Consider the following 24,486-nt stretch of genomic DNA (forward strand, 5'->3'; position numbering starts at 1 on the left):
GATGGGAAGCATGCTAACAATTACATTCTTGCATAAGCAACACCTAACTCCCAACCTATATACATTAATAGCATTGTTACTCCTAGTACAATTGTAACAAATTTTAAATGACTCGTTTTATTGATGTACTTAGAAATTCCATCTAAAATATTTGCCTTGATTTTCATAATTTCTTTTTATGGTTATTTTATAACGACCTTAAAGTGCAGTGTCATTTTTTTTTTGCTTTAAGTATAACACCTACAACCATAAGCAATAATCCTAAAGCAAAAGCAGTCATATATAGTATTGAAGAAACTTTAAGTGTAAGCAATATGATACCAATAACCGATATAATACTACCGATACTTAATATAGATGTTCCATTTATGTTTTTCATAATTTTTTATGAGTTTAATATTTCTACAAAAATTAGTAAGAAAGATTAAATAGTAGACGACCGATTTTTTCTCCTACATACCATGAAAAAAAACTAAAAAAGCAATAACGACCAACCAATAATAGATTGTCCTTTCTTTCTTTTTCATTACTAGCTTCATATCAAGTTTTTATTTTATATTGAAATTACTTGCCATAGAAGAGGTGTCGTATCAATTACATCCTTGCATAAGCAACACCTAACTCCCAACCAATATACATTAATATCATTGTTACTCCTAGAACAATTGTAACAAATTCTAAATGACTCATTTTATTGATAGACTTAGAAATTCCATCCAAAATAGTTGCTTTGATTTTCATGTTTTAATCATTTTTAAATTAAAAATTATCTAAAAGATTACTTTAATAGCTATCAAATATAAAGAGACTGTTATACAACAACAGTCTCTTCTATATACTTAATTAGTTTTTACTAATGTATCAATTGGAAATAAGTATATCCAGCATGAAACGCTATAACTGGTAAGACTAATAATCCAAAGCCCCCATTAATTTCAGTCAATTCCTTCATGCTCAATTCCTGAGTTTTATTATCTTTTTTCATATTTGAAGTTTAAAATTAAGTTTTCAAATCTTTCATAAGAAATAAAGCATCAATTTTTAAATTCCTTGTGCTGCACTATATTGAAAACCTAAATAAAAGAAGAACATAAAAAGTAAGATGCTAATCACCACTAGCCATATGATTTTGGCTGGAGTTACTGGTTCTATTGCTTGCGAAAGGTTTTTAAGAAAACTCATAATTCATTATTTTAATTAAACGTTTTTTTAATCAGTTTACTGTGCAGCAGCATACTGATATCCAGCATTAAAAAAGAAAGAACCAATGGCTACAGTAAGAGCCAGTGCGGGGATAAGTCCACCACCATTTGTTTCATTCAATTCAGCTACACTAAGTTCTTGTAAATTTAATTTTTTTGAGTTCATTTTGAAAATTTTAAATAATTAATATTTGTTTTAAAAATAAGTCCATAATGATTTCGTCAAATCAAGTAGACAAGTCTTTGTTGTTGCAACAACGGGATAAAGAACTGCGCCATTCTTTATATACTACAATACTACAAGATCAGCGTCTCATTTTTTGAGACGCTATCATAAATATTGGTTTTTTATTCAAATTTTGTGATCAAAAATCGTTTGCCCAATCCAGCCAAATATGATCCGCCATTAATAGATCGGATCTCGTTATGATCAAGCTCACTATCGATAAAGCCAAAACGGTAATGCACATTTTTGGTATATATAAAACTCTGGCAGGCAAAATCATAAGCTACAGGAGCATTTAGCTCTTTCATCGTATCAATAAGCCGATATACCTTGGCTCTAGATATTCCCAGTCTTGATGCCAGTTTTTCTGGTGATCCCGTGGCTTGCAAGCGAATGAGTTGATCGATTCTCTCTATAAGTTCTATGTGTTTGATAATGATATTCATTGTTTTTTCTTTTTTGTTTTGTTTAAAGAAGCAGAGAGGCAAAGACGCTGAGATGCAAAGTTTGTACATCTGACCTCTGACCTCGGACTTCTGACCTTTTTTAGTTTTTTTATTTCACATTCGGTTTATCAAAGTGCTTCGACAGCCGAATGCCAATTTTACCTATAATCTGAACAATTCAATTCCGCTTTCACTTCGGCTACGCTCAGTGACCGCTATGTGTCGTTTTTGTTTAAATTATTATCAATCCGAGGGCTGAGCCCTTCGACTAGGCTCAGGGAACACGAAGCCGAAGTCCGATACTATGACAACCGAATGCCAGTCTTATTAATAACCTGAGCAATACAATTTCGCTTTCACTTCGGCTACGCTCAGTGACCGCTACGTATTGTCTTGCTTAAACTATCCTCAATTCGAGGGCTGAGCGAAGTCGAAGTCCGATGCTATGAAAACCAAATACTAATCTTATTCATAATCTGAATAATTCAATCCGGCTTTCACCTCGACAGCACTTCGACAGGCTCAGTGTGACATTACTATTCACATTTCATTTCTGATACCCGACCTCGGACATCTGACCTCGAGCTTCCAACCCTTCCAGGGATCTGCTTTTGCCATAATTCATAATATTTTTGTTGTTTTAAGTATAGTGTATCATGGTTACCTTCTTCTACCACTTTTCCTTTTTCTAGTACCACAATGGTATCAGCATTCACTACAGTACTCAATCGGTGTGCAATTATGATAATCGTTTTATCTCTATCTCGTAGGTTCTGTACTGCTTTTTGGATATAATTCTCAGACGTACTATCCAGTGATGAGGTTGCCTCGTCTAATACCAATACTTCAGGATTTTTGTATAAAGCCCGAGCAATAGCAATTCGTTGTTTTTGCCCTCCGGATAAGGTAGCTCCATTTTCTCCAAGATAGGTAGCAAAACTATTGGGGAGGGTTTCTATAAATTCCAGAATCCCAATCGTCTTACATACCTCTATAATCCGTTCTACATCGGGAGCAAATTCGCCTACCGCAATATTCTCGATTACATTACCCGCAAAGAGATCTATCTTTTGTGGTACTACACTCACCAGATTTCTTAGACTGCTGCTCTCGATATGTTTTAGATTCTGATCTCCTATAGAGATTTTACCTTTTTGTATAGGATATATATTTTGTAAAAGTGACATCAGTGTAGATTTACCAGAACCACTCTCCCCAATAATCGCGGTAATTTTTCCCTTGAGAATAGTCAGTGTAAAATCTTTAAAAACCTCTACTCTGGATCCGTATCTAAACCCTACATTAGAAAAATGGATATCTCCTATATTCTGTTGAGTTAGTTTTACCTTCTGGGCATCTTCTTCTCGCTCCAGATCCATAATTTCAAACAAGCGATCTGCGGCAATCAAGGCATTTTGCACCTGTTTATTGGCACTGATCAGACTGGCAACAGGACTGGTAAAATATCCTATGATCGCATAAAAAGCCATCAACTCCCCAGCGGTAATTTCTTTTTGAATTACAAAAAAAGAGCCACTCCATAACAAAATAATAGTGAACAACTGGGCTATGGTAGCTGTGCTTGAGTTAGAGAATACACTATTTAATGCAGACTTGTATCCTGTTTTTAGCAATCCAATAAATCGTGTTTCGGTTTTGATATTTGCAAAATCCTCAAGCCCAAATCTTTTGATAGTACCTACCGAGTTTAGGGATTCTACCAATTGACTCTCTAGTTCTGCCGATTTTTCCATGATCCCTCGTTCAGTACGCTTGTTTAGTCTATTGGTGATCATATAAATGATGGCATATACGGGGATGATTGCCAGCATGATTAATGCCAGTTTCCAATAATAGGTAAACATCAACCCAAAAGAAAAGATCAGAATCAAAACGTTAACGGTAAGATCCAGCGCAACCCCATTGATAAAATTCCTGATTTTTACAGCATCATTGATTCGGGAAATGATCTCTCCTACGCGCATGGTATCAAAGAATTGCTGTGGTAGTTTTAGCAAGTGTTTATAATATCCCAGAATAAGTCGTGCATCAATCTGCTGCCCGGTTTTAATCAGAAAAACATCTTTATAGGCTCCTACCACAAGTTTTAAAAGCAATAATCCGATCATGACAATCCCCAACAGGTTAAGCAGTTTGGTACTGGTACCTATAAACACATGATCTGTAAGTTTTTGAATATAAATAGAGGTAGAGAACCCCAATAAGGTATAGATTAGTGCGCCTATAAATGCCTGTGTCAATACTCCTTTATGAGGTTTTAGTAAAAACCAGAACCGCTTGAATACAGATACTTTTTGATTACCTGCTATAAAATCTTCTTTGGGTAATAGTAGTACCAATACTCCTGTCCATTCTGCAGTAAATTCCTGATATGTTTTTTTATGAAATCTACCGTCTCCCGGATCCATAATTTTGATATACTCTCGGGTTACTTCGTAGATCACTACATAATGCTGCAATTTTTGGTTAACAATCACATGGGCAATGGCAGGTTTAGGGATTTTAGACAAACTACCCAGATCACCACGTACTCCTTTGGCTTCGAATCCTAATTTTTCGGCAGCCTCGATGAGCCCCAATACATTGGTTCCCTTTTTATCGGTACTGGCAAACTGCCGAATACGGGCAATGGGTAATTGTAGTTTATAATGTGCCGATATCGATGCCAGGCAAGCCGCCCCGCAATCTGTAATATCGTGTTGTTTTATTTTTGTTTTCGACATTTTTTTCAAATTCAAAGGTTTAAAGGTTTAAAGAAGCAGAGATGCAAAGTTTACCTACCACAACAAACCTTGATCTCCTATCTTCTTGGCTTTATTTTTTTTACTCATAGTTATTAAAAACATTTTCCTAAATCCCGCTTGCACTTCGGCTACGTGTTCCCTGAGCCTAGCCGAAGGGCTCAGTGACCGCTAATTGTCGTTTTGTTTATTCTATCTTCAACCCGAGGGCTGAGCGTAGCCGAAGTCCGATGTTATGAAAACCGAATACCATCCTCAGTAGTGATCTACACAATACAATTTCGCTCTCACTTCGACTACGCTCAGTGACCGCTATGTGTCGTCATGATAGCTTAGTGTGACATTGTTTGATCATTTCACTTCTGACATCCGACCTCGGACATCTGACTTTGAGTTTCCGCCATCGGGCTTCGAGAGTCTCAGCCCTCGATAAGCGTATATGGCGTAATAAATTCGCACCCTGAGGCTCTCGAAGGGTAAGGCGCCTTGGCGTACAACTATATTTGTACATCTGACCTCGGACTTCCGTCTTCAAGCTTCCGACACCCGACCTTTGACTTCTACCATCACTCAACTATGCTCTGCTATTGTAGGACTAGATGGATTAAACCAATCATCGACTTTATCGTATAATAATTCAAATAAGGTGCGTTCTGCAATTTGAAATCGTGCGCTAAAAGTCATCCCCCTGTTTAAACTTCCTTTAAAACCATTTTTGAGTTGCAGATGATTCTGGTTGATAGCACAACGTACTTTAAAAACAGGTTGGTTATTAATCATATCTACATCTTTGCTGATTTCCATAATTTTTCCTGTAGCCAGTCCCCATTGGTTATAATTAAAAGCATCGATCTGAAAATTTACAGATCTATCTGTACTCACCAAGCCTATATCAGATGGAGACAGGTAACACTCTGCGATCAGTCCTGTATCGGGGGATATTTCGGCAATAGTAGTCCCACCTGCAATCAGGCTCCCAGAGGCTATTCCCATTATATTTTTGAGAATACCGTCTATTGGAGCTGTTACCACTAGTTCCTCTTGATGTTTCTCTAATTGTGATACTCCATTTTTTAATTCTCTGATCGTATTATGATATTCTGTTACTGCCACTTGCCAATTACTTTTTTGTTGTTTTCGATATTGGCGTAATGCTGCAGTTGCCAGTCGATACTCAAAAACACTGTTTTCATAATCTACTTTGGCAATCACCTTTTTTGTATACAATTTCTTAGTGCGTAGATAATCTGTTTTTGTTTTCTTAAAACGGGTGCGTAGCTCCCGCAATTTTTGGGTGAAATACAAATATTCCTTTTGATACCGCGCCGATGCTATCTTGCTCAATTTTGGAGTAGGGGTATTGATCAAATACTCGCAATCCTTTATATATTGTTCTGTTTCTTTAATCTGTGTAGTTGATCTCTTAATTTTTTCTTTTACCAAAGTGGTATTGACCATAAGCAAGGTATCTCCCTTTTTTACCTTTTGATTGTCAACCATGTCGGCAAAAACCACTGTGCCCGATTGAAGCGGAGTGATAGCCACTCGTTCCTTACCAGGTTTTAGCATTCCTCTTGCCGTAGTATAGATATCAATATTGATAAAGGGTAAAAGTGCCAGGGCAATAACAAAAGCAGTAAGTATGGTTGTATAAATCATTTTGCTCCTGTTGTTATGCGCAAACTGGTGTACTTCTACAGTATGCTCTATAATTTCTTTGGGAAATAACTGTTTCATCTTAGTGATAGTTGCTAATAAATTGATATACCACAGTAAAATGATCGATCAATACAGTGGTATATTCTAAAACAAGGTTGGTTATTATATATATCATAGGTGTTTATTTTTTTATTGTTGTACAAGTATAGCGGTAGCTAGTTTCATTTTTTGGAATTGGGTTGTTTTTTTGGTTTTTTTTTGAGTCCGATGTCGGAAGTCCGATGACCGATGCCAAATACCACTCCTCAGTAGTGATTTACACAATACAATATCGCTTTCACTTCGGCTACGTGTTCCCAGAGCTTAGTCGAAGGGCTCAGTGACCGCTAAGTATCTTTTTGTTTCAACTATCCACAATCAGAGCTGAGCACCCGACTTTGGACATCTGACCTCGAGTTCCCACCATCGGGCTTCGAGTGCCTCAGCCCTCGCCCAGAGGATGTGGCGTAAAAAAATCGCACCCTGAGGCTCTCGAAGGGTAAGGCTCCTTGGTGTACAACTATTTTGTACTCCCGACCTCACACCTCAAATCTCAACCCCTCCATCTTCAGACTCCCGGTCTCAAGCTTTTATTCAAAGCGCTTTGCTCCATTCTATAAAACCCAAACGAAAACCCAACTGCTTCCTCATAGACAAAACTTTGTATCGTAATATCATATGCGATGGGTGCTTTTAGTGATTTCATGATATTGATCATTCTATAGAGTTTTGTTTTAGAGATATCTAGCCGAAAAGCAAAATCTTCTGGCGCTCCTGTTGCCCGCATACGGATAAGTCGATCCATTCGTTCTATAATCTCAACTTGTTTGATAATAATTTCCATTTTGTTTTCCTTTTGCTATGTTGTTTTATATTATGTATTGGAGGTCAGAAGACTGAAGTCCGAGGTCGGAGGACAGAGGTTCCCTTGTTTTTTTAGTATTAGCTAGCATGTCATCCTGAGTCTGTCGAAGGGAGTCGAACCTTTCTTTTTCAGTTGAACTTCGACAACACTTCGACAAGCTCAGTGTGACAGCTCAGTGTGACATTGTTACTTCCAACATCTGGCTTCCGGCACCCGACCTCACCTTCTTTATTATTCAATATTCTGTATTCATCATTTGATATTCTTACACTGCGATACCCAACATCTGATCTAAAGCTACCCACTTACCCAAGTACCCCTACCCACTTAAGAAGTACCCCGGGGTACTTTAACTGTTAAAGCTTCACGTAACTTTGTCAGTTGGGGTACTTCATTACTGGGAGCTTGGGGTTACTTTGTCAGTTTGACCACTTGGTATTGTAGGAGCACCCACTTCATTACTTGGTGATTCTGGCATTTTTGCTATCGATCCTGCTTTTTTTGTACTATGACCTATGTTTTTTGATATAGGACTACCGATTTTTGTGGTTGGCTATATTTATAATGGGGTATCGCCCTCATTGGTTGTAGACTGGTTAACACTCTGTGTAAAGCGAGCTTTTAACAGCTCGTGTGCGCTTTGTGCACCTTCCATCGGCATTTTTCGGGCGGCATCGGCCAGGCTATATACCGATAGTGCCACCCTGTATACCTCGCTACCTACAATCATCTGGGTATCTTTCATTTGGCGTAGCAGACCTTCTAACTCCAGAATAACGGGGTCTAATTGTTCAAAAAGCTTTAAATCCTTACGGGCTTCTTCTGCAGTAAGTGCTTCGGGTATCCATTTGGGTTTGCCCTCGAGGATATGAATGCTATCTTCTGCAAAAATCTTATTGGCGCTATTGATCTTGGGTAGATTTTTACGCTCATTGGGCGTTAGGTTTAATAAAAAACTCAAAGGCTCTTTTAGGGCTTTGATATTTTGCTGTATCGCCTCGACTTCATCTTTGGTAAGCACTTTACTAATTCTGTTGTTTTCTTTCATTTTTTTTGTTTTTAATTGTTTATTTTTTGAAGCCCTCACTCCCGAGGGCTGAGCGGAGTCGAAGCCCGCTTTCACTTCGACTACGCTCAGTGACCGCTACTTCGGTATTCAGTATTTGTTATTCACCCTTCAACATTCCTAACCTCCCGTTCTATACGCTGTAACATATCATACATCAGGATCACTTCTTTCTCTACTATTTTTACAGGAGGATTTATGATTTTTAGTACCTCTTTGATTACTGTTTTTGAGGCATTGATGCGTACAACTATCTTATCTTCAACCATTATTTTTTGTAGGCTGTTTAATTGGGTATACTTAACAAACATAAGCAGGCAAGTTTATGATGACATTGGGGAGCTACACAAACCATTTTTTGGGTTAAGTAATAGTATGTTCCGAGCTTTATAAATCAACTGTACTGCTTCTTCCGTCGTCTTTCCTTTTGCATATAATTTGTTAATCCAACTATAGAGTATTAACTCATATGAGCTATCATGAGAAAGATTATATATAAATAAATTCATTTTTAGGTGTAACATTTTTATGATATCAGACATAAACTTATGTTTGCTGTTATATTCTTTATACTCCATGTTGGTTAGTTTTATGGAGTCAAATGTAGTTGGAGGATAAGGAGCTTTGCAAGGAGAGTATCTAAGGATTCTAGAAATTGGACTCCAAATTCTGGAATTTATACATTAAAAAATAGAAGCTCTATCTTTGTTTAAAAGTTTTATATAGAGGAGGTTAATCTAGTATTCTGTGTTTTTAATATGCTAAAAAAGAATAAAATTCAAAAGCTTAGTTTTTATATCAAAAAAATATTTTTTGATATTTTAAAAAAAAATGATTTATTGAAATACACCTTTCTTAATAGGAATTTAGCTGTTTTTTTTATAATCATGGTTAACTTAATTTCTAGTGGGCAAGATTCAAATTTTACAATTCCTGATTCTCTTTCCAATAAAAGTTTTGATAATCTTTATGATCAGTTTTACGATCACATGAATATCGAAAATGAAGATGCTAAAATATATGCCTTGACGTATCTCCATAAAGGTATAATGAATAAAAGTAATTACAGAATTACTTGGGGGCACTATTTATTATCTGTTTTTTATGGTTTAGAATCAGATAAATGGCTCACACATATAGATAAAGCAATAGAAGCAAGTAAAGAAATTAATGACAGAGACTTTCCAACTTTATTATTCATTAATAAAGCTGTAATGCAAGCTGAAAAGGGAGAATTTAATGAGGCAATCAATAATTATCTAGAAGGAATTAAATATTCTAAAAAAACTGGTAGTAATCATTATCAATATATGATTAAACACAATATAAGTTTGTTAAAAAGAAAGTTAGGAAAATATAATGAAGCAAAATTATTATTAAATGAATGTTTAGCTTATGAAGAGCAAAAAAATAATAGAAGTTATGAGGATTCCATTTCGTATCTAGTCACATTATCAGAACTTATCACCACTCACCGCTATAATAAAGAAATTGATTCTTTTACTAAGTTAAATGAAAAAGGTTTTTCTCTATCTAGAAACTATAGGATTCATAATTTGTTTAAAATAAATGATGGAATTAAAGATTACTACGAAGGAAATTATCACAACTCTATAAAAAAAATCAGCGATGCGATTCCTTATTTTTTTGTTGAAGAAAATAAATATTTTTATGAAAATTACAATTTAATAGATGCATATTGGTATCTAGGTACCGCATATGAGGAACTGAGCAATTATAAAAAATCAATTCAATATTATAATAAAGTTGATTCAATTATAGCAGAGACAAATTATTACATCCCTCAGAATAGATTGGTTTATACAAAACTTATTAATCATTATAAGTCTATAAATGACAAAAAACTACAATTAAAATATATAAATAGGTTATTGTATGTAGACAGCATTCTAAATAAGGATTATAAGTTAATTAACAATAAAATAATTAAAGATTACGAAACTCCAGAACTGCTTAGGGAAAAAGAGATTTTGATTAAATCCATGAGCAATCAAAACTCTACCTATAAAAGCTTTATTGTCGGACTATTGATTGTTTTAACAATAGTCAGCTTATTATTTATTTATCAATATCGGAAAAAGAAATTGTATCACCTTAGATTTGAAAATCTATTAAAAAAGAAAAATTCAATATTAATAGAAAAAAAAGACTATACTAATATATCAACAACAACCTCAAATGACATAGGTATCCCTCCAGAACTTGTGAAAACAATATTAAACAAACTTCATAAGTTTGAGGAAAATTTAGACTTTACAAAACAAAATATTACTACCAATACTTTAGCAAAAGAATTTAACACTAATTCAAAATATTTATCAAAGATTATTAATACTCATAGACAAAAAAGTTTTACGCAGTATATTAATGACTTAAGAGTAGAATATGTCATGAAAAAACTAAGAATCGATTCTAAGTTTCAGAATTATACCATAAAGGCTATTGCTAAAGAAATAGGCTTTAGTAATACCCAATCATTTTCGACTTACTTTTATAAGAAAAATGGGATTTATCCATCTTTTTTTATCAAAGAACTTAAAAATATAAAAAACTCAAAATAAGTAAGTTATGTTGTGTAGTAGTCCAGATTCAGGAATTTGGACTATTGTTTGTTTGAACATTAAAATTTTATTTGAATATTTGACATGTAATTTTGAAAAACAAAGAAAAATGAAAAAGCTAAAATTAGAAAAACTAAACATTACTAAGTTACAGAGAATCGAATCTTTTATTATTAAAGGTGGAGACACTACTGGTGCGGAAAAAAGCAGGTTTGCTTTATGTAAACCAGGGGGACATGGGACCAATGGGACTAATCAAGATTAACATAAACCATTAAGGAAGTTATAATTTAAAACTTTTGAACTCTTCAAAAATTTCTATTAGAAGTTATATTATATTATTTATGAGAATTATTTTTATCGCTCTATTATTTTTAACAGCTTGTAGTGAAAGTACTATACCTCAACAGCCCATTCTAAAAAGAATTAATGCTGTTGATGAATATCATAATCAAAAAATAACAGACCCTTATAGAAACTTAGAAAATCTAGAAGATTCAACTACAATTTCTTGGTTATTAGGACAAGAAGATTATGCTTCAAAAATTTTAAAAAATATCCCTGGTCAAGATCGGCTAATCGAGAAACAAAAAAGATTCGATAAAGAAAAGTCATATTCAATAGGCTTAACAAGAAAAACTTATGATGGACAATTTTTTTATACAAAACTTTTTGCTGGGGATAGTGTTGCAAGGTTATATTATAAAAAAAATATAGCCGCTAAAGAAGAATTGTTGTATGACCCTTCAAGTTATGGTAAGGGAGAACAAAAGTCTTATCTTATAAATTATTTTAAACCTGATTGGAAAGGTGAAAAAATAGCAATAAGCATCGCAAATCTTGGTGAGGAGATTTCAGAGATTATCATTTTTGACAAAAAATCAAAAAAGATAATCTCTGAACCTCTTAAAAATGCCAGACCTGGTATTGGGGGGGTATATTGGTTACCTGATAATTCTGGATTCACCTATATATATCACCCTCATATAGACCCTCATGATCCTAATTATGGTCTTAATTCTAAATCTTTATTGTATAAACTAGGTAGCGACCCCAATATTCATAAAGAAATATTTTCAAAACCTAATAACCCTGAAGTGGTCTTTAAACCTGAAGACTTTCCCAAAGTATTAATTTATGGAAACTATTATCAATATGCTTTTGGGCAAGTAAGCGGTTCATCTAGGTTTAAGGATATGTACTTTAAAACTATGGCTGATTTACCTCTTTCAAATAAACCTTGGAAATTATTATATAAAAAGTCAGACAAAGTAGAACAAATAGATATACAGAATGACTATTTAATCTTCTTATCAGCAAAAAATGCATCAAATTATCAAATATGTAAAACCTCTTTAAAAAATCCTGATTTCGAGAATCCTGAAATTTTAATACCTCAGGATAAGAATAGTGTTATTAGTGATTTTTCAGTTACTAAAGATGGTATTTACTTTGTAAGAATGAAGAATGGTGTTGAGGCAAAACTATATCAATATGTAAATGGTGAAGAAAGGGAAGTAATTATGCCTAAACCATCAGGAAGCATTAGAATAAATAGCTACGGTACTAAATATAATGAACTTACTATTTATAATGAAGGTTGGCTAGAAGAAGGCGTATTGTATGAATACACTTCTTCAAGTAGTGAATTCATAAATATAAGTTTAAATCCTCCATTTGATTATCCGGAATTTGAAAATCTTATTGTTAAAGAAATTGAAACAAAATCACATGATGGAACTATGATACCAATATCAATCATTCATAAGAAAAATGTAAAAATGGATGGTAAAAACCCAACTCTTTTTTATGGTTATGGAGCGTATGGTGACCCAGGTAACCCTTTCTTTTCCTCAAGTTTCCTTACTTGGGTTAATGAAGGAGGTATTATTGCAATTGCACATGTAAGGGGAGGTGGAGAAAAAGGTGATACTTGGTATAGAGGAGGTTTAAAAAATACTAAACCTAATACATGGAAAGATATGATAGCTTGTACTCAACATATGATCAAAGAAGGGTATACGTCTCCTGAAAAATCAGTCCTTATGGGTTCAAGTGCTGGAGGTATTATGGCTGGTAGGGCAATGACAGATCGTCCAGATTTGTACAAAGCTGTAATTCTTATTTCACCAGCCATGAATATGTTACGATCCGAAATACAACCTAATGGTTTGAATAGCATTAAGGAATTTGGTACTGTTAAAATTGAGAAAGAGTTTAAAGCATTGTTAGAGATGGATTCCTATCATCATGTTGAAAAAAATGTAAAGTATCCAGCTACTTTAATTACAGCAGGGATGAAAGATGGGAGAGTAGTAGTATGGGATCCTGCCAAATTTGCTGCCAGATTACAAGAAAATAGTAGTAATCTTGTTCTTTTTTCTGTTGATTTTGATTCAGGGCATGGTTCTCTTAATAATTCATTAGAAAAGTATTATAAATCATTTGCAGAAGCATTTTCTTTCGCCTTTTGGCAAACAGGACATCCTGATTATCAACCGGAAAATTAACTCTAAATTACAAGATTAATGCTGATTAAAACTCTTAAAACCTTCATTGTCAACCTAATTCTAATCTTGAGTATTAATACAAATGCTCAACGTGCCAATTGGACGCAACAAGAGTGGTCTTCTTTTGTACAAACTATAGTAGTTAAAACAGATAAAAAAATAAAGTTTAAACTACAGGCTGATGTAAAGGTACTAGGGGCAAGTGAAAAAAATAAAGCAGGATTGTGGGTAAGAGTGGATAATGCCCCGGGGGAGTATGGTTTTTTTGATAATATGAATGATAGACCAATAACATCCTCAGAATGGAAAACTTATGCTATAGAGGGGTATATAGACGAAAACGCCAAAGCAATTAATTTTGGAGGTATTTGCTATTATAATGCTGCATTTTATTTTGATAATTTTGCTTTGTTCACCGAAACTGAAAACGGGGAGTTTGAAAGATTAGAAATCAAAAACTCTGGGTTTGAGAAAACAATTACAGATGAGGGTGATATCCCTAATTGGCAACGAGGGATAAGTAAAAATCGAAAAATGCGGGTTGAAGGTTTTACCTATCAATCCAGTAAAGATACCAAAGATGGAAAATACGCCTTACTTATTACCGGAAATAATGTAAAGAAAGATTCTTCAAGGTTTATTAATTCATCAAAAGAATACACCCCGCAAATCGGGACATTAGTCTCTATGCTTAATAACCTAAGCACTAGAGTTGAGAGAACGGTAAAAAATCTAAATCAAAGAGAATTAGACCATTTATTAGATGATAAAGCAAATCGAATTGGTGCCCTACTCTTACACCTTGCTGCGGCAGAAGCATATTATCAGGTCTATACATTTGAAAATAGAGGATTTAACGAAGAAGAAAAGAAAAAATGGAGTCTAGCTCTGGAGCTTGGTGATGAAGCGCGTAAAATTATAAGAGGACATGATGTAGAATATTATCTTGACATCTATAAAAAAGTACGAAAAAAGACATTAGAAGAACTACTAAAACGTAATGATGAATGGTTAAAGGAAGGAGGACGTCAAGGAAGCAATTATCATTACAATTGGTTTCATGTAATGGAACACCAATCCAGTCACCTCGGTCAAATATTACTACTAAAAAAGCGTATTCCTGAAGATGAGAAGATTACTGTACCAAAAGAAAAGGTAGATCAGTAATATTTTGCCTTCTGGCAAACTGGACATCCTGATTATCAACCCAAGGAATAAGTGGATTTATAATTAAAGCTAACCATTTTTATAATTAAAAGCGATCATCAGTCTATGAAAAATGTATTCCTCTTTTTATTCTTTTTGTTTCGGTTTTTGGGTATACTCAGGTAAAACAAATCATAATGGATTCTGGAACTCCTTATGATATCGATGTAGAAATCAAACAAAAAGACGGTAGTAAAAAGCTAGTGCCCTTCTCAGAATTATCCAAATCAGGCAAGGTGGTAAATGCTTATAATGCCTTATTAATGGCAGAGCAGATGTCCAAAAAATAAAAATATGATTACAGAAAATAAGATTGTCCTTCGTTTTTTATTCCTGTTTTTTGGGTTGTTACTATTTCCGTTTCCATTAAATGTTATCCCTAAACTAGATTTTATTCAAAACGCTCTATCTGATGTATATCATATAATTATTCCATGGATTGGAAAACATATTTTACAGCTAAACTATGACATTACTGTTTTTACCAATGGTAGTGGGGATACCACTTATGATTATGTGTTAGTCTTATTTTTTTTGGTATTAGCAGCAATCGCTACTATCGTTTGGTCAATTCTCGATAGAAAGGAAAGAAGCTATGAGAAACTTAATTATTGGTTTTTGGTACTGTTGAGATTTTATGTCGGTTATATAATGCTTTCTTATGGTATGGCTAAAGTAATTCCCTTACAATTTAAAGAGCCCTCTTTTTTTAGATTGTTAGAACCCTATGGAGATTCCTCTCCCATGGGGTTAGTGTGGACTTTTATTGGGGCATCAAAAGCGTATACTATTTTTAGCGGACTGGCTGAAGTAATAGGAGGAATACTCTTATTGCATCGAAAAACAGTTGTGCTTGGTGGTATGATATTGATACCCGTGTTAGCCAATGTAGTTTTGATTAATTTCTGTTATGACGTTCCTGTAAAATTATACTCATCAGAGCTGCTCCTAATGGTGTTACTTATTATGGGACCTCACTCCCAAAGGTTACTAAATGTTATCCTGTTTAATAAACCCACAAAACCAATTGAACACAAAGAACCATTTACTATAAAAAAACGACTACGAATTAAGAATGCTGTAAAATGGATTGTCGTAATTTTTTTCCTTTATGCTAATATTGGAGATTCAATAGAATCTAGTAAAAAATATGGTCCTGGTGCTCCTAAGCCTGCTTTGTATGGACTGTATGAGATTACCGATTTTAAAATAAACTCTAAAGAGATTGTTCCTGTTATTACAGATACTATAGGATGGCGGTACATTGCTATAGAGCGCCCAAAATCTATCCAGTTGTATAAGACTGATATGTCTATGGTATGGTATACATCTAAAATCGATACCACCTCTAACGCAATAGAGTTAACACATCCCAAAGATTCTACAAAAGTATATACCTTAAATTATAGTAGAACAGATTCTACAATGGCTATCAAAGGGGTTATTGCAAAAGATACTATCGATTGTAACACAAAACGATTAGACAAAAAGGATTTTCTTCTTACCAGCAGAGGCTTTAACTGGATTAATGAATATCCCTTTAATCGATAAACAAGAACGTGTGCTCTTCTTAGTTAAAGAATGCTAGAAACGACAATATGGTCTGTTTAAAACCGCACCTCATTCTGCTTTTGTACGAAAATCTTACACTATATACACTAAGCGAGGGCTGAGGCTCTCGAAGCACGGTGATGAGAGCAGGAGGTCAGAAGTCGGATGTCCGAGGTTTTTATAACAATGTACATATATCGCTACCGAGGGCAGAGCGGAGCCGAAGCCCGGTAATTGAAGTCCGAGGTCGGAAGTTCAGATGTATGAAATACAGTTGTAGATCAAGGAGCCTTACCCTTCGAGAGCCTCAGGGTACGAAAATCTTACACTATATACACTAAGCGAGGGCTGAGGCTCTCGAAGCCCGGTGATGAGAGCAGGAGGTCAGAAGTCGGAAGCCCGAGGTTTTTATAACAATATATATACCGCTACCGAGGGCTGAGCGGAGTCGAAGCCCGGTAATTGAAGTCCGAGGTCAGATGTATGAAATATAGTTGTAGATCAAGGAACCTTACCCTTCGAGAGCCTCAGGGTGCGAAATTATTATCCTATATACTCTAAGCGAGGGCTGAGGCTCTCGAAGCCCGGTGATGAGAGCAGGAGATCAGAAGTCCGAAGTTTTTTATTTACAATATACATATACCGCTACCGAGGGCTGAGCGGAGCCGAAGCCCGGCAATTGAAGTCCGAGGTCAGATGTGCAAAATACAGTTGTAGATCAAGGAACCTTACCCTTCGAGAGCCTCAGGGTGCGAAATTCTTATCCTATATACTCTAGGGCGAGGGCTGAGGCTCTCGAAGCCCGGTGATGAGAGCAGGAGGTCAGAAGTCCGAAGTTTTTTATGTACAATATACATATACCGCTACCGAGGGCTGAGCGGAGTCGAAGCCCGGTATAGCCAAAGTGTAAATGGTATTACTCTGCCAACCTTTCTACGATCATCGAAGAAAAATAGTTTACTCCTGTTTTGATACAGCTTTCATCAACTTGAAAATTGGGAGCATGGGGCATTGATAGTATTCCCTTTTCAAAATAGGAGCCTCCTAAGTAAAAATATACCCCAGGTACATGCTCTTGAAAGTATGCAAAATCATCTCCTCGATAATCTGCCATGATTCCGTGTAGCATAATGATGTTTTCTGCTCCATATAATTGCGCTATGTGACCTAAAGATTTTTTGGTTAGCGTTTTATCGTTGTATAGATTGGCTCTCTCGTACGAAAACTCAACTTCAATAAGGTCTTTTGCAAATTTGGAGTTGCTTATCTCTTGTTTTAATTGTGGTAGCATAACATCAAACTTTTCTTTTGCGCTTGATCCGATATATGCTTTTATAGTTATTTCGTTCTCTGTCTTTTCTACCTTAATACGTTTTTTATTTACAAAGGTATAGTCTGTAAAAATTGTGTTTGGGCTTGCAAGTCCTATAGTAGGATCGCCCAAACTATTTGGATCCCAGAACTTACTGTCTGGAGCTACATTTTGAAGCTTAGAAATAAGTTCTTTGCTATAGGCAACAATGGCGTCATTTTTATCTGAATTTTGAAACGAAATTTTAATCGTTTTATAATCGGCAAACATCCATTCTGGTTTTGTTGAAATCATAGTTGTTGCCATAGGAGCGATATGTGAACCATAAATTTCATCTGGACTAATCATCTCGAACAAGCCATCATCAATCATTGCTTTTGCTCCTGTATAGGGTTCTTCGGCAGGTTGAAAAATAAAATAAATAGTACCGGTTAGTTTCTCCTTCAGTCCTGCCATTACATTGGCTATACCAAGGGCAATAGTAGTATTTACATCATGCCCGCAAATATGACGAACACCTTTGTTTTTTGATGCAAAATCTACCACATCAGGAATATCAGATGGCATAGCATCCATATCGGCTCTCCATGCAATGCGTTTTCCTTTTTTACCTGTATTTAGGATTCCAACTACACCGTAGCCTCCAATACCTGTCTTGACTTCAAGCCCCAGGGATTGCAGGTATTTTGTAATCTTTTCTGATGTACGTTTTTCATTGCCTGATACTTCTGGGTGGATATGAAAATCGCGACGGATTTTTACAAGACTATCGAAAATCTTACCAGTCTTTTCTTGAATATTAGCATGGATAGGAGATTCAATAGTTGTACTTTGACCGTGTGAAACTAGTGCAAAAAGTAAGAGTTGCACGGTAAGGGCTAGTGTAATTGCTGTATTATTTGAAGTCATTTCTGCACTATTTTTTTAATTAATACTGCAAAAATGTGAAATACTAGTATGGTTTACCTGACACATTTGTGACAAAATCATTTTTTTGCAAGTTTACTTCTAATTCGACTCAATGATTGTCGCTCAATCCCTAAATGAGATGCCAAATGCGATAGACTGATTCTATTGATAATATCTTTGTTTTGCTCAATAAAGTCAAGATACCTTTCTTCCGCATTTTTGAATAAAAAACTTTCAACTCTATCAGTTTGTACAGTCAAAACATATTCGGCGATTAGCCGACCGTACATTTCACTATTTTTATACTTGTGATATCCTTCCTGGATTTTATGATAAGGCAATTTTATGATAATAGAGGGTTCCAGGCATTCAATAAAATATTTAGAAGGTTTTTGTCTTATAAAAGCAGGGTAATCAGTTGCATAGTTGTTTTCGCTTACAAAACCAGTGGTTATTTTATTTCCTTTTTCATTGATATAATATCTTCTTAAGAGCCCCACGCATACATAGCCCATTTCTTTTTGAACCTCTCCAGATTTAAATAAGAACTCCTTTTTTGCATATTTCTCTATGGTTAGATATGAGCTTAAAAAAGCCAATTCCTCTGGATCTAAATCAGGAAATGTTTTAAGGTAAAGCTGTATATAGTTTTTTAACTCTTGTTGCATTGAGTGTTTTGCTTGTTGCCAATCTCTTAGCGATGATTAGTAAGGGAATTCAGAGCGCCTAATTTTTGAGTTGTTACACTGCTAAATGACTCAATAAATATACTAAAACACAATGTTAAGCACCAAATTTCGTACTAGGTATTGGTATTGTTCTAAATAGTACTTCTTCAACTAGGATCATTTTTCAACCCTATTTTTCCATAAAAAAACCAGGGAAGCAGCGTCATGCCATAGGCAAAAGAGTCTGTTTTTTTATATTTTTTGGCAAGGATTTTATTGATAAATAGCTTAGGTATTAACCGAATAAAAGGGATGTGAATAGGAATAATCCACCAAAGAGGTTTATTTGTGATTTTTAATAATGTAACATTATTAAGAATAGGGATTAAAGCATAGTAGTCCTTTTGGTTCTCTTTTTTAAAAATATGATATAGGCTTTTAAAATAGATGATTAGGGTAGCAATTAAAAAACTAGGAGGTGAAACAATATGAAGCGCCCAAGAAAAGTTTCTGCTTCTAAGGAGTTCTACTATCGAACTATAAGGAGTATTGATAAAATATTGAATTAGATCAAGGCTATTCACATGATAAGGGCTAAAATTCATTAAGCTCATAATTCCGGTACTATTTTCGTCTTTAGGAGTACTTATTAATCTATGAATGTGGTAAAAAATAAAGTCAATTGCCCAACTAATGAAATAGGAGATTAAAACATACAATAGCGTTAAGGTTAATAGTCCCATAAAAGAAGGGCTACTGGTTTTTTGGTAGCTTTTATATGCTAAGACTAAAAAGGAGCCAAAAATTAGGATGCAATACATTTGATTAAAAAGCAATTCAATATATATGGCATCTCCTAGTTCTTGCACATTAAAAATAATGTAAAACAGCTTGGTTATAAATGTTGTTAGTAAAACATAAAGTAAGCTTTTTGTTATACTTATTTTAAGTACCTCTTTGAAGTTCATTTTTTGTTAGATTTTCTAGATGTTGTAGGTGTTAGTTTTTTCCATTCTTCATATACTCGTTGGCTCTTTCTCTCTGCTTTTTTGGATTCTCTGTATTTGAAAATAATTTCCTTGAAGTCATCCCCTTGTTCATATTTCAAAAAACGGTCGAAGTGCATTCCTGAAAGACTAATAAAAATTACTTCGTTATACGATACAATGAGCGAAAACTCACCATTCAAATCACTTGTGGCGCCATTAGTATATTTACCAATTTCCATAATGGTCACTCCAGGGATTGGCTCATCTTTATCTGTTATAATTCGTCCGTTAATAGTTCGGGTATTCTCATTACTTTTGGTTTGAGCCATTCCGAAAGAACAGTTGCAAATCAAGATTAGTAGTATATAAAAGTTTCTGTTCATAACATGATATGTTTTATAGCTAGCTGTAAGCTGTTTTTACTCCATCTTACTAATCAATTTCAAAACTTCATCTGCTACAAATTTTCCGCTATTTGCAAAAGATGCTGTTACTAACCTGTTTTTAGAGTCGATAATTTCGTAGTTTATTTTCTTTGCGTGATTATAAACTTTTAAATTAGCACCTCTTTTTTTCAATTCCGTTTCCATGTCATAAGGTAACAATTTCCCAAAGTTGGATTGTTTCATTATGTTTTTTTCATTCCAGCTAGGAAAGCTTGTCATGGTTTTATTTTTTACCAGGTATGCTCCTGATTTTAGTTTTACATCTATAAGAGTTGCTGTTCCGTGACCAATTGTTCCGATAACTCCTCCCAATTCATATATTTCTGATATAATTTGAAGAATGTCTTTATTCTTATGAGTATCCCAAAATTGCCCATATCCGCCAGGAATGATAACAGCCAAATATTCCTCGGGATTAATTTCTGTTGCTTTTAAACTATTTTGGGTTTTACTTTTAAATACTTCACTTTTGATAACTGACTTTACTAAACTCGTGGTATCACCACTATGATATATTGGAATTTTGCCTCCTTTTGGGGATGTAATATCTATTTCAAAGTTTTTTTCAGAGAATTGATAAAAAGGAACGGCTAATTCAATCAGATACGTTCCATTGGGTTCACTTTTCATTTCATTGATATTGGTTGTAATGAAAAGAATTTTGGTTTTTTCGTTTTTTTTATTACAGGAAATAATTAAAACTAATAGTAATAGTATTTTGAAAATTTTGGTCATAATTCTGTTTTTTTACTTTTAAAAAGCGCTATCAATTCAGAAAATCCTTCTTCACCTATTTCTGATTTATTGATTCTTACTGGCCAATCCTTTTCTGATTTGAGGACAATAAACATTACATTTTTTAAAATTAAACATCTTTTAATTTGACTGTAGAATATTGATTCATAGTTTGTTTTTCCGTATGATAATTTTATCTGCGTAGCTTCGATAATCAGATTTTCTGAGCCACTTTTAAACTTTTGACTGCTTTGATTTATAGATTTCAAAGCAGAGTAAGTATACAACAATTCAAAAAATAGGAGTATGACACCTAAAATAGCAGAAGCAAAAGCGATTCCTTTAATGTCAAATTCTATTATAGGAAAAAAAGAAGTCAAAAAAATAAGTCCACTTAGGAGTAGGCAACCAAAAATTGGATACCATTGTTTTCTTCGGCTATGAAACAGGTAATTCTTATAATCCTTTTTATAATTTATTTCGGAATAATTTATTGTGTAATTCAAAATCGAGTTTTATTGATATGTTGTAGCTTATACGTATGCGCAAAATCATTAACGGTTTATAGCCTTTGTACTTTCTACCAGACTAAAAATCGTTGATATGTAGGATTTTCAATTTAAGCAATAATTTTTATTTGATGTCATTTGCATGGGTTTAATACGGCATTCTTATATTCCTCATTACTATATATTTTGTTTAGGTCAATTTTTCCGACCTCTCATTTTATGTAAGCCAATAAGGTGGTTCATTTGCTATAGTTTATAGCCTCAAAAAATACTTAGGATTGATAGACAAAACGATAAAAAATGGGGTCGCTACCTCTATTTTATCTTCGAAATAAAGACCTTGAAAATCTCTTTTCAACAAGTCAAAGAATAATAAAAGCCTCTTTATAGAGGCTTTTATAAAATCTATTACTATTAAAAACTATAGGTGTGTGTATCGATTACCAGTGCTACTACCAGTTTTTTAGTAGTAACTCATTTTAAAACAAATCACTATATTCCAGAGGGTCCAGAAAGAACTAAACAATACTCCACCAATAAAAAGTATGTATCTGAGCCCCTCGGTGATTTTGATTTTATTCTTAAAATAATACCAGTCAAAAAGTTCCATTAATGTCCCTAATGAATAGAAAATGTTAGCCCCGATTCCCCACAGTATCACTCCAATCGTATCCCCAGTTGTCCATTGGTAATCTATGCTACCAAGGAAATCATAAATCCCATATATCCCTGAAAGACCAACTGCAATATTGAAAATCCAGCGTTTGGATTCCCACCACTTTATATTTGTTTTTAAATCTTCTAGTGTCATTTCGAATGTTTGTTAGCATACATAGGTGTGCCTTGAAAATATATGAATCGGAATAAGGTAAACATATCCGCGCCAATTGATCTATTTGCCCATTTTTATTTCTTATTCAACGCTATCTATATAATTTGCTTTGAAATATCCATCAATAATACGTCTGCCCTCAATTTCAGAGTTTTCAATATAAAATTTCCCTTCGATTATATTTGCCTTTTGATCGTGAGTAATTATTGAGATATATGAATCATTAGATTGATTAGGATTATTAGAGAGTAAGTCTTCAGGAAGATTAATTCTATTCTGAAAACTCACTCCTAAAGACTGAAAACTTCCGTCTGGTTTATAGCGATAACTATTTCCGGTTTCTACAGTAGAAAGCATAGAGATTTTCATTCTTCCGAAGTTACCATCATACCCATTAATTGTAATTTTATCTATCCCTGAAGATGTTGATCGACCAGACTCTGGAGAACCTGGATCCTCAGACATAAAACGATACCCATTAACCTTTGCAGAAATCAAATTTCTATCAGGGTTAAGGTCTTCGCTTTTCTCAGTATACGGAAGTGAGAATTCTCCGCCTTCTAATTCAACAATTTTTAATTCTCCGGTAGCAATATCTATCCACCTAAACAAGGTGCCGCTAAAAGTTCCTGAAACCACCTTGTTCTCTGTATCTAGTTTTGTAATATTGATTTTACCGACCTGATCATTACTTAAAACATTACAACCATATACATCTATATATGATGGACCATTACCGGTATTTGTGTCATTATAATCTAAAAAATAGATATTAGTTTCTAGGTTATCTTGTACGGTTCCAATTTTATAGTTGCCTTCTTGAATGTGATGATCTAGAAAAACTTCTCCTACTGTTAATCTCAAAAAATCATCATCGCCCTGACCGATTATAACTAATCTCTTATCATCCCATAAAGTTGCACTAGCATGGGTAGTTCCAGTTGTAGAATTCCCAAATTCTATGACCTTTCCATTTACAGTAGCTTTTAAAACTTTTTGTGGGGTACTTACTTCATCTTCGTCTTTTGAACAGCTAATAAGGTTTATGACTGATACTAGTAAAACAAAATTTAATATTTTCCTCGTATTCATTTTAATTGTATGTTTTCTTTTAATGTGTGTAAAGTTGAATGTAAGTGTCATGGCAAAGCAAAATGTTACCTTGCTTTTCGGTTTTTTTTGTGTATTGCTTGTTAACTACAGAAATTTCGGTTAACTCGAAGGTTCTTTTAGATAAATAATATGTGGTTACTTGATTATTTTTTCTCTAATCTTTTATATCCGTAATACATCAGGCCACAACATATAAATAATCCGATTATTGCAGGTGTCAAAATAGATTTCCCAGATTCACCTGCATTTTGAATACTCCAAACTATTTTGCCTGTAGCCATTAGTACAACTACACCAATACCCATAACTAAGCTCCGTTTCCAAAAAGCCAAGCCTAATGCCAAAAATGACAATGGAATCGTTAGGGACAACAGTTTCTTACTCAAGTTCCAATCGCCATAGAGATAGTCTTTTTCAAACTGTAAAAACTGAATCACATTTTGGTTAACGATTTCTGGTTTGGGAAACCAAAACATACTTGTAAATAGGGCAAATATAGAAATCATCATTCCTGCAAAACTTTTTCTATAAGCAAAATAGCAAAACGGTAGCAGAAATAATGGTCTTAGATACCAACTCCATTGGTTATGATGTCGTTCAAAAACCCAATCAAAAAAAGAGGTGTTGATCATTGATATCACCACGAAAGCAATAGTAAAGCTTAAAAATATGCTACCAATTAGTAGATCTGTATTCCGGTTTTTCATCTGTTTTTTTTAGGTTTGTTACGATACACAGTTTATACAAGTAAAAGGTTAAGTGTTTACTACATTAGTTTCTATGATTGTAGGTTATTGTTTCTTGGTTAATTGTTTTATGGTATCTCTGGTTTTTCCCGATTTTCATTGTTGTAAACCGT

27 protein-coding genes are annotated in these 24,486 nt (G+C 34.2%); 6 read left to right on the forward strand and 21 right to left on the reverse strand.

Going from position 1 to position 24,486, the window contains the following annotated elements; all coding sequences use genetic code 11:
• Positions 1-20: 20 nt before the first annotated feature.
• The 12 genes from C1X07_RS25140 to C1X07_RS22570 form a co-directional block, all read right to left on the reverse strand.
• Positions 21-167, reverse strand: a complete 147-nt coding sequence (locus tag C1X07_RS25140) for a hypothetical protein (protein ID WP_164914237.1) — start codon at positions 165-167, stop codon at positions 21-23.
• 44 nt (positions 168-211) lie between these two features.
• The gene (locus tag C1X07_RS25145) at positions 212-379 is read right to left on the reverse strand and encodes a hypothetical protein (protein ID WP_164914238.1); all 168 of its coding nucleotides are present in this window, start codon (positions 377-379) and stop codon (positions 212-214) included.
• A 215-nt stretch (positions 380-594) separates the two neighbouring features.
• Positions 595-741 carry a hypothetical protein gene (locus tag C1X07_RS25150; RefSeq protein ID WP_164914239.1) on the reverse strand — a complete coding sequence of 49 codons (147 nt, stop codon included), beginning with the start codon at positions 739-741 and terminating at the stop codon, positions 595-597.
• A gap of 300 nt (positions 742-1,041) precedes the next feature.
• On the reverse strand, positions 1,042-1,182 hold the full coding sequence (locus tag C1X07_RS25155; protein WP_164914240.1) for a hypothetical protein: 141 nt from the start codon (positions 1,180-1,182) through the stop codon (positions 1,042-1,044).
• A 36-nt stretch (positions 1,183-1,218) separates the two neighbouring features.
• Positions 1,219-1,368 carry a hypothetical protein gene (locus C1X07_RS25160; protein WP_164914241.1) on the reverse strand — a complete coding sequence of 50 codons (150 nt, stop codon included), beginning with the start codon at positions 1,366-1,368 and terminating at the stop codon, positions 1,219-1,221.
• A gap of 182 nt (positions 1,369-1,550) precedes the next feature.
• Complete coding sequence (locus C1X07_RS22545; RefSeq protein WP_128755371.1) at positions 1,551-1,874, reverse strand: HTH domain-containing protein; 324 nt, start codon at positions 1,872-1,874, stop codon at positions 1,551-1,553.
• A 536-nt stretch (positions 1,875-2,410) separates the two neighbouring features.
• Positions 2,411-4,618 carry a peptidase domain-containing ABC transporter gene (locus tag C1X07_RS22550; protein WP_103072316.1) on the reverse strand — a complete coding sequence of 736 codons (2,208 nt, stop codon included), beginning with the start codon at positions 4,616-4,618 and terminating at the stop codon, positions 2,411-2,413.
• Positions 4,619-5,206: 588 nt separating this feature from the next.
• A complete protein-coding gene (locus C1X07_RS22555; RefSeq protein WP_103072317.1) occupies positions 5,207-6,373 on the reverse strand; it encodes an HlyD family secretion protein in 1,167 nt (388 codons plus the stop codon).
• Positions 6,374-6,902: 529 nt separating this feature from the next.
• Positions 6,903-7,178 carry a DNA-binding protein gene (locus tag C1X07_RS22560; protein WP_103072318.1) on the reverse strand — a complete coding sequence of 92 codons (276 nt, stop codon included), beginning with the start codon at positions 7,176-7,178 and terminating at the stop codon, positions 6,903-6,905.
• A gap of 580 nt (positions 7,179-7,758) precedes the next feature.
• Positions 7,759-8,322, reverse strand: a complete 564-nt coding sequence (locus tag C1X07_RS22565) for a hypothetical protein (protein WP_103072319.1) — start codon at positions 8,320-8,322, stop codon at positions 7,759-7,761.
• 47 nt (positions 8,323-8,369) lie between these two features.
• On the reverse strand, positions 8,370-8,576 hold the full coding sequence (locus tag C1X07_RS24815) for a hypothetical protein (RefSeq protein ID WP_128755372.1): 207 nt from the start codon (positions 8,574-8,576) through the stop codon (positions 8,370-8,372).
• A gap of 12 nt (positions 8,577-8,588) precedes the next feature.
• Positions 8,589-8,843 carry a hypothetical protein gene (locus C1X07_RS22570; RefSeq protein WP_103072320.1) on the reverse strand — a complete coding sequence of 85 codons (255 nt, stop codon included), beginning with the start codon at positions 8,841-8,843 and terminating at the stop codon, positions 8,589-8,591.
• A gap of 180 nt (positions 8,844-9,023) precedes the next feature.
• On the opposite strand from C1X07_RS22570, the gene C1X07_RS22575 reads away from it, so the two are divergent.
• The 6 genes from C1X07_RS22575 to C1X07_RS22590 all read left to right on the forward strand — a co-directional run bounded on the left by C1X07_RS22575 (position 9,024) and on the right by C1X07_RS22590 (position 16,114).
• Positions 9,024-10,847 (forward strand): helix-turn-helix domain-containing protein, encoded by a 1,824-nt coding sequence (locus tag C1X07_RS22575; RefSeq protein ID WP_103072321.1) that lies wholly within the window; start codon positions 9,024-9,026, stop codon positions 10,845-10,847.
• A 109-nt stretch (positions 10,848-10,956) separates the two neighbouring features.
• Positions 10,957-11,112 (forward strand): hypothetical protein, encoded by a 156-nt coding sequence (locus C1X07_RS25165; protein WP_164914242.1) that lies wholly within the window; start codon positions 10,957-10,959, stop codon positions 11,110-11,112.
• Positions 11,113-11,191: 79 nt separating this feature from the next.
• Positions 11,192-13,357: a prolyl oligopeptidase family serine peptidase gene (locus tag C1X07_RS22580; RefSeq protein WP_103072322.1), complete on the forward strand. Its 2,166-nt coding sequence runs from the start codon at positions 11,192-11,194 to the stop codon at positions 13,355-13,357.
• Between the two features lie 66 nt (positions 13,358-13,423).
• On the forward strand, positions 13,424-14,524 hold the full coding sequence (locus C1X07_RS22585) for a mycothiol transferase (RefSeq protein ID WP_241507316.1): 1,101 nt from the start codon (positions 13,424-13,426) through the stop codon (positions 14,522-14,524).
• 176 nt (positions 14,525-14,700) lie between these two features.
• Positions 14,701-14,853, forward strand: a complete 153-nt coding sequence (locus tag C1X07_RS25170; protein WP_164914243.1) for a hypothetical protein — start codon at positions 14,701-14,703, stop codon at positions 14,851-14,853.
• Between the two features lie 4 nt (positions 14,854-14,857).
• Positions 14,858-16,114 carry a DoxX family protein gene (locus tag C1X07_RS22590; RefSeq protein ID WP_103072324.1) on the forward strand — a complete coding sequence of 419 codons (1,257 nt, stop codon included), beginning with the start codon at positions 14,858-14,860 and terminating at the stop codon, positions 16,112-16,114.
• A gap of 916 nt (positions 16,115-17,030) precedes the next feature.
• Here the strand turns inward: C1X07_RS22590 and C1X07_RS22595 are convergent.
• The 9 genes from C1X07_RS22595 to C1X07_RS22635 all read right to left on the reverse strand — a co-directional run bounded on the left by C1X07_RS22595 (position 17,031) and on the right by C1X07_RS22635 (position 24,334).
• Positions 17,031-18,335: a M20 metallopeptidase family protein gene (locus C1X07_RS22595; protein WP_103072325.1), complete on the reverse strand. Its 1,305-nt coding sequence runs from the start codon at positions 18,333-18,335 to the stop codon at positions 17,031-17,033.
• Between the two features lie 77 nt (positions 18,336-18,412).
• Positions 18,413-19,003, reverse strand: a complete 591-nt coding sequence (locus C1X07_RS22600) for a Crp/Fnr family transcriptional regulator (RefSeq protein WP_103072326.1) — start codon at positions 19,001-19,003, stop codon at positions 18,413-18,415.
• Between the two features lie 167 nt (positions 19,004-19,170).
• The gene (locus tag C1X07_RS22605) at positions 19,171-19,971 is read right to left on the reverse strand and encodes a DUF5684 domain-containing protein (protein ID WP_103072327.1); all 801 of its coding nucleotides are present in this window, start codon (positions 19,969-19,971) and stop codon (positions 19,171-19,173) included.
• Complete coding sequence (locus C1X07_RS22610; RefSeq protein ID WP_128755373.1) at positions 19,968-20,375, reverse strand: peptidase associated/transthyretin-like domain-containing protein; 408 nt, start codon at positions 20,373-20,375, stop codon at positions 19,968-19,970. Before C1X07_RS22610 ends, C1X07_RS22605 begins: the two co-directional genes overlap by 4 nt.
• Positions 20,376-20,411: 36 nt before the next feature.
• Positions 20,412-21,173 (reverse strand): type 1 glutamine amidotransferase domain-containing protein, encoded by a 762-nt coding sequence (locus tag C1X07_RS22615; RefSeq protein ID WP_103072329.1) that lies wholly within the window; start codon positions 21,171-21,173, stop codon positions 20,412-20,414.
• Positions 21,170-21,679 (reverse strand): hypothetical protein, encoded by a 510-nt coding sequence (locus C1X07_RS22620; protein WP_128755374.1) that lies wholly within the window; start codon positions 21,677-21,679, stop codon positions 21,170-21,172. The genes C1X07_RS22615 and C1X07_RS22620 overlap by 4 nt, the downstream gene beginning before the upstream one ends.
• A gap of 466 nt (positions 21,680-22,145) precedes the next feature.
• Positions 22,146-22,493: a hypothetical protein gene (locus tag C1X07_RS22625; RefSeq protein WP_103072331.1), complete on the reverse strand. Its 348-nt coding sequence runs from the start codon at positions 22,491-22,493 to the stop codon at positions 22,146-22,148.
• Positions 22,494-22,595: 102 nt separating this feature from the next.
• Positions 22,596-23,606: a DUF6252 family protein gene (locus C1X07_RS22630; protein WP_128755375.1), complete on the reverse strand. Its 1,011-nt coding sequence runs from the start codon at positions 23,604-23,606 to the stop codon at positions 22,596-22,598.
• 164 nt (positions 23,607-23,770) lie between these two features.
• Entirely contained in the window at positions 23,771-24,334 is a 564-nt protein-coding gene (locus C1X07_RS22635) for a hypothetical protein (RefSeq protein WP_103072333.1), read from the reverse strand.
• Positions 24,335-24,486: the final 152 nt, after the last annotated feature.

The sequence above is a fragment of the Aquimarina sediminis genome (assembly GCF_002895435.1).
GTDB classification, from domain to species: domain Bacteria; phylum Bacteroidota; class Bacteroidia; order Flavobacteriales; family Flavobacteriaceae; genus Aquimarina; species Aquimarina sediminis.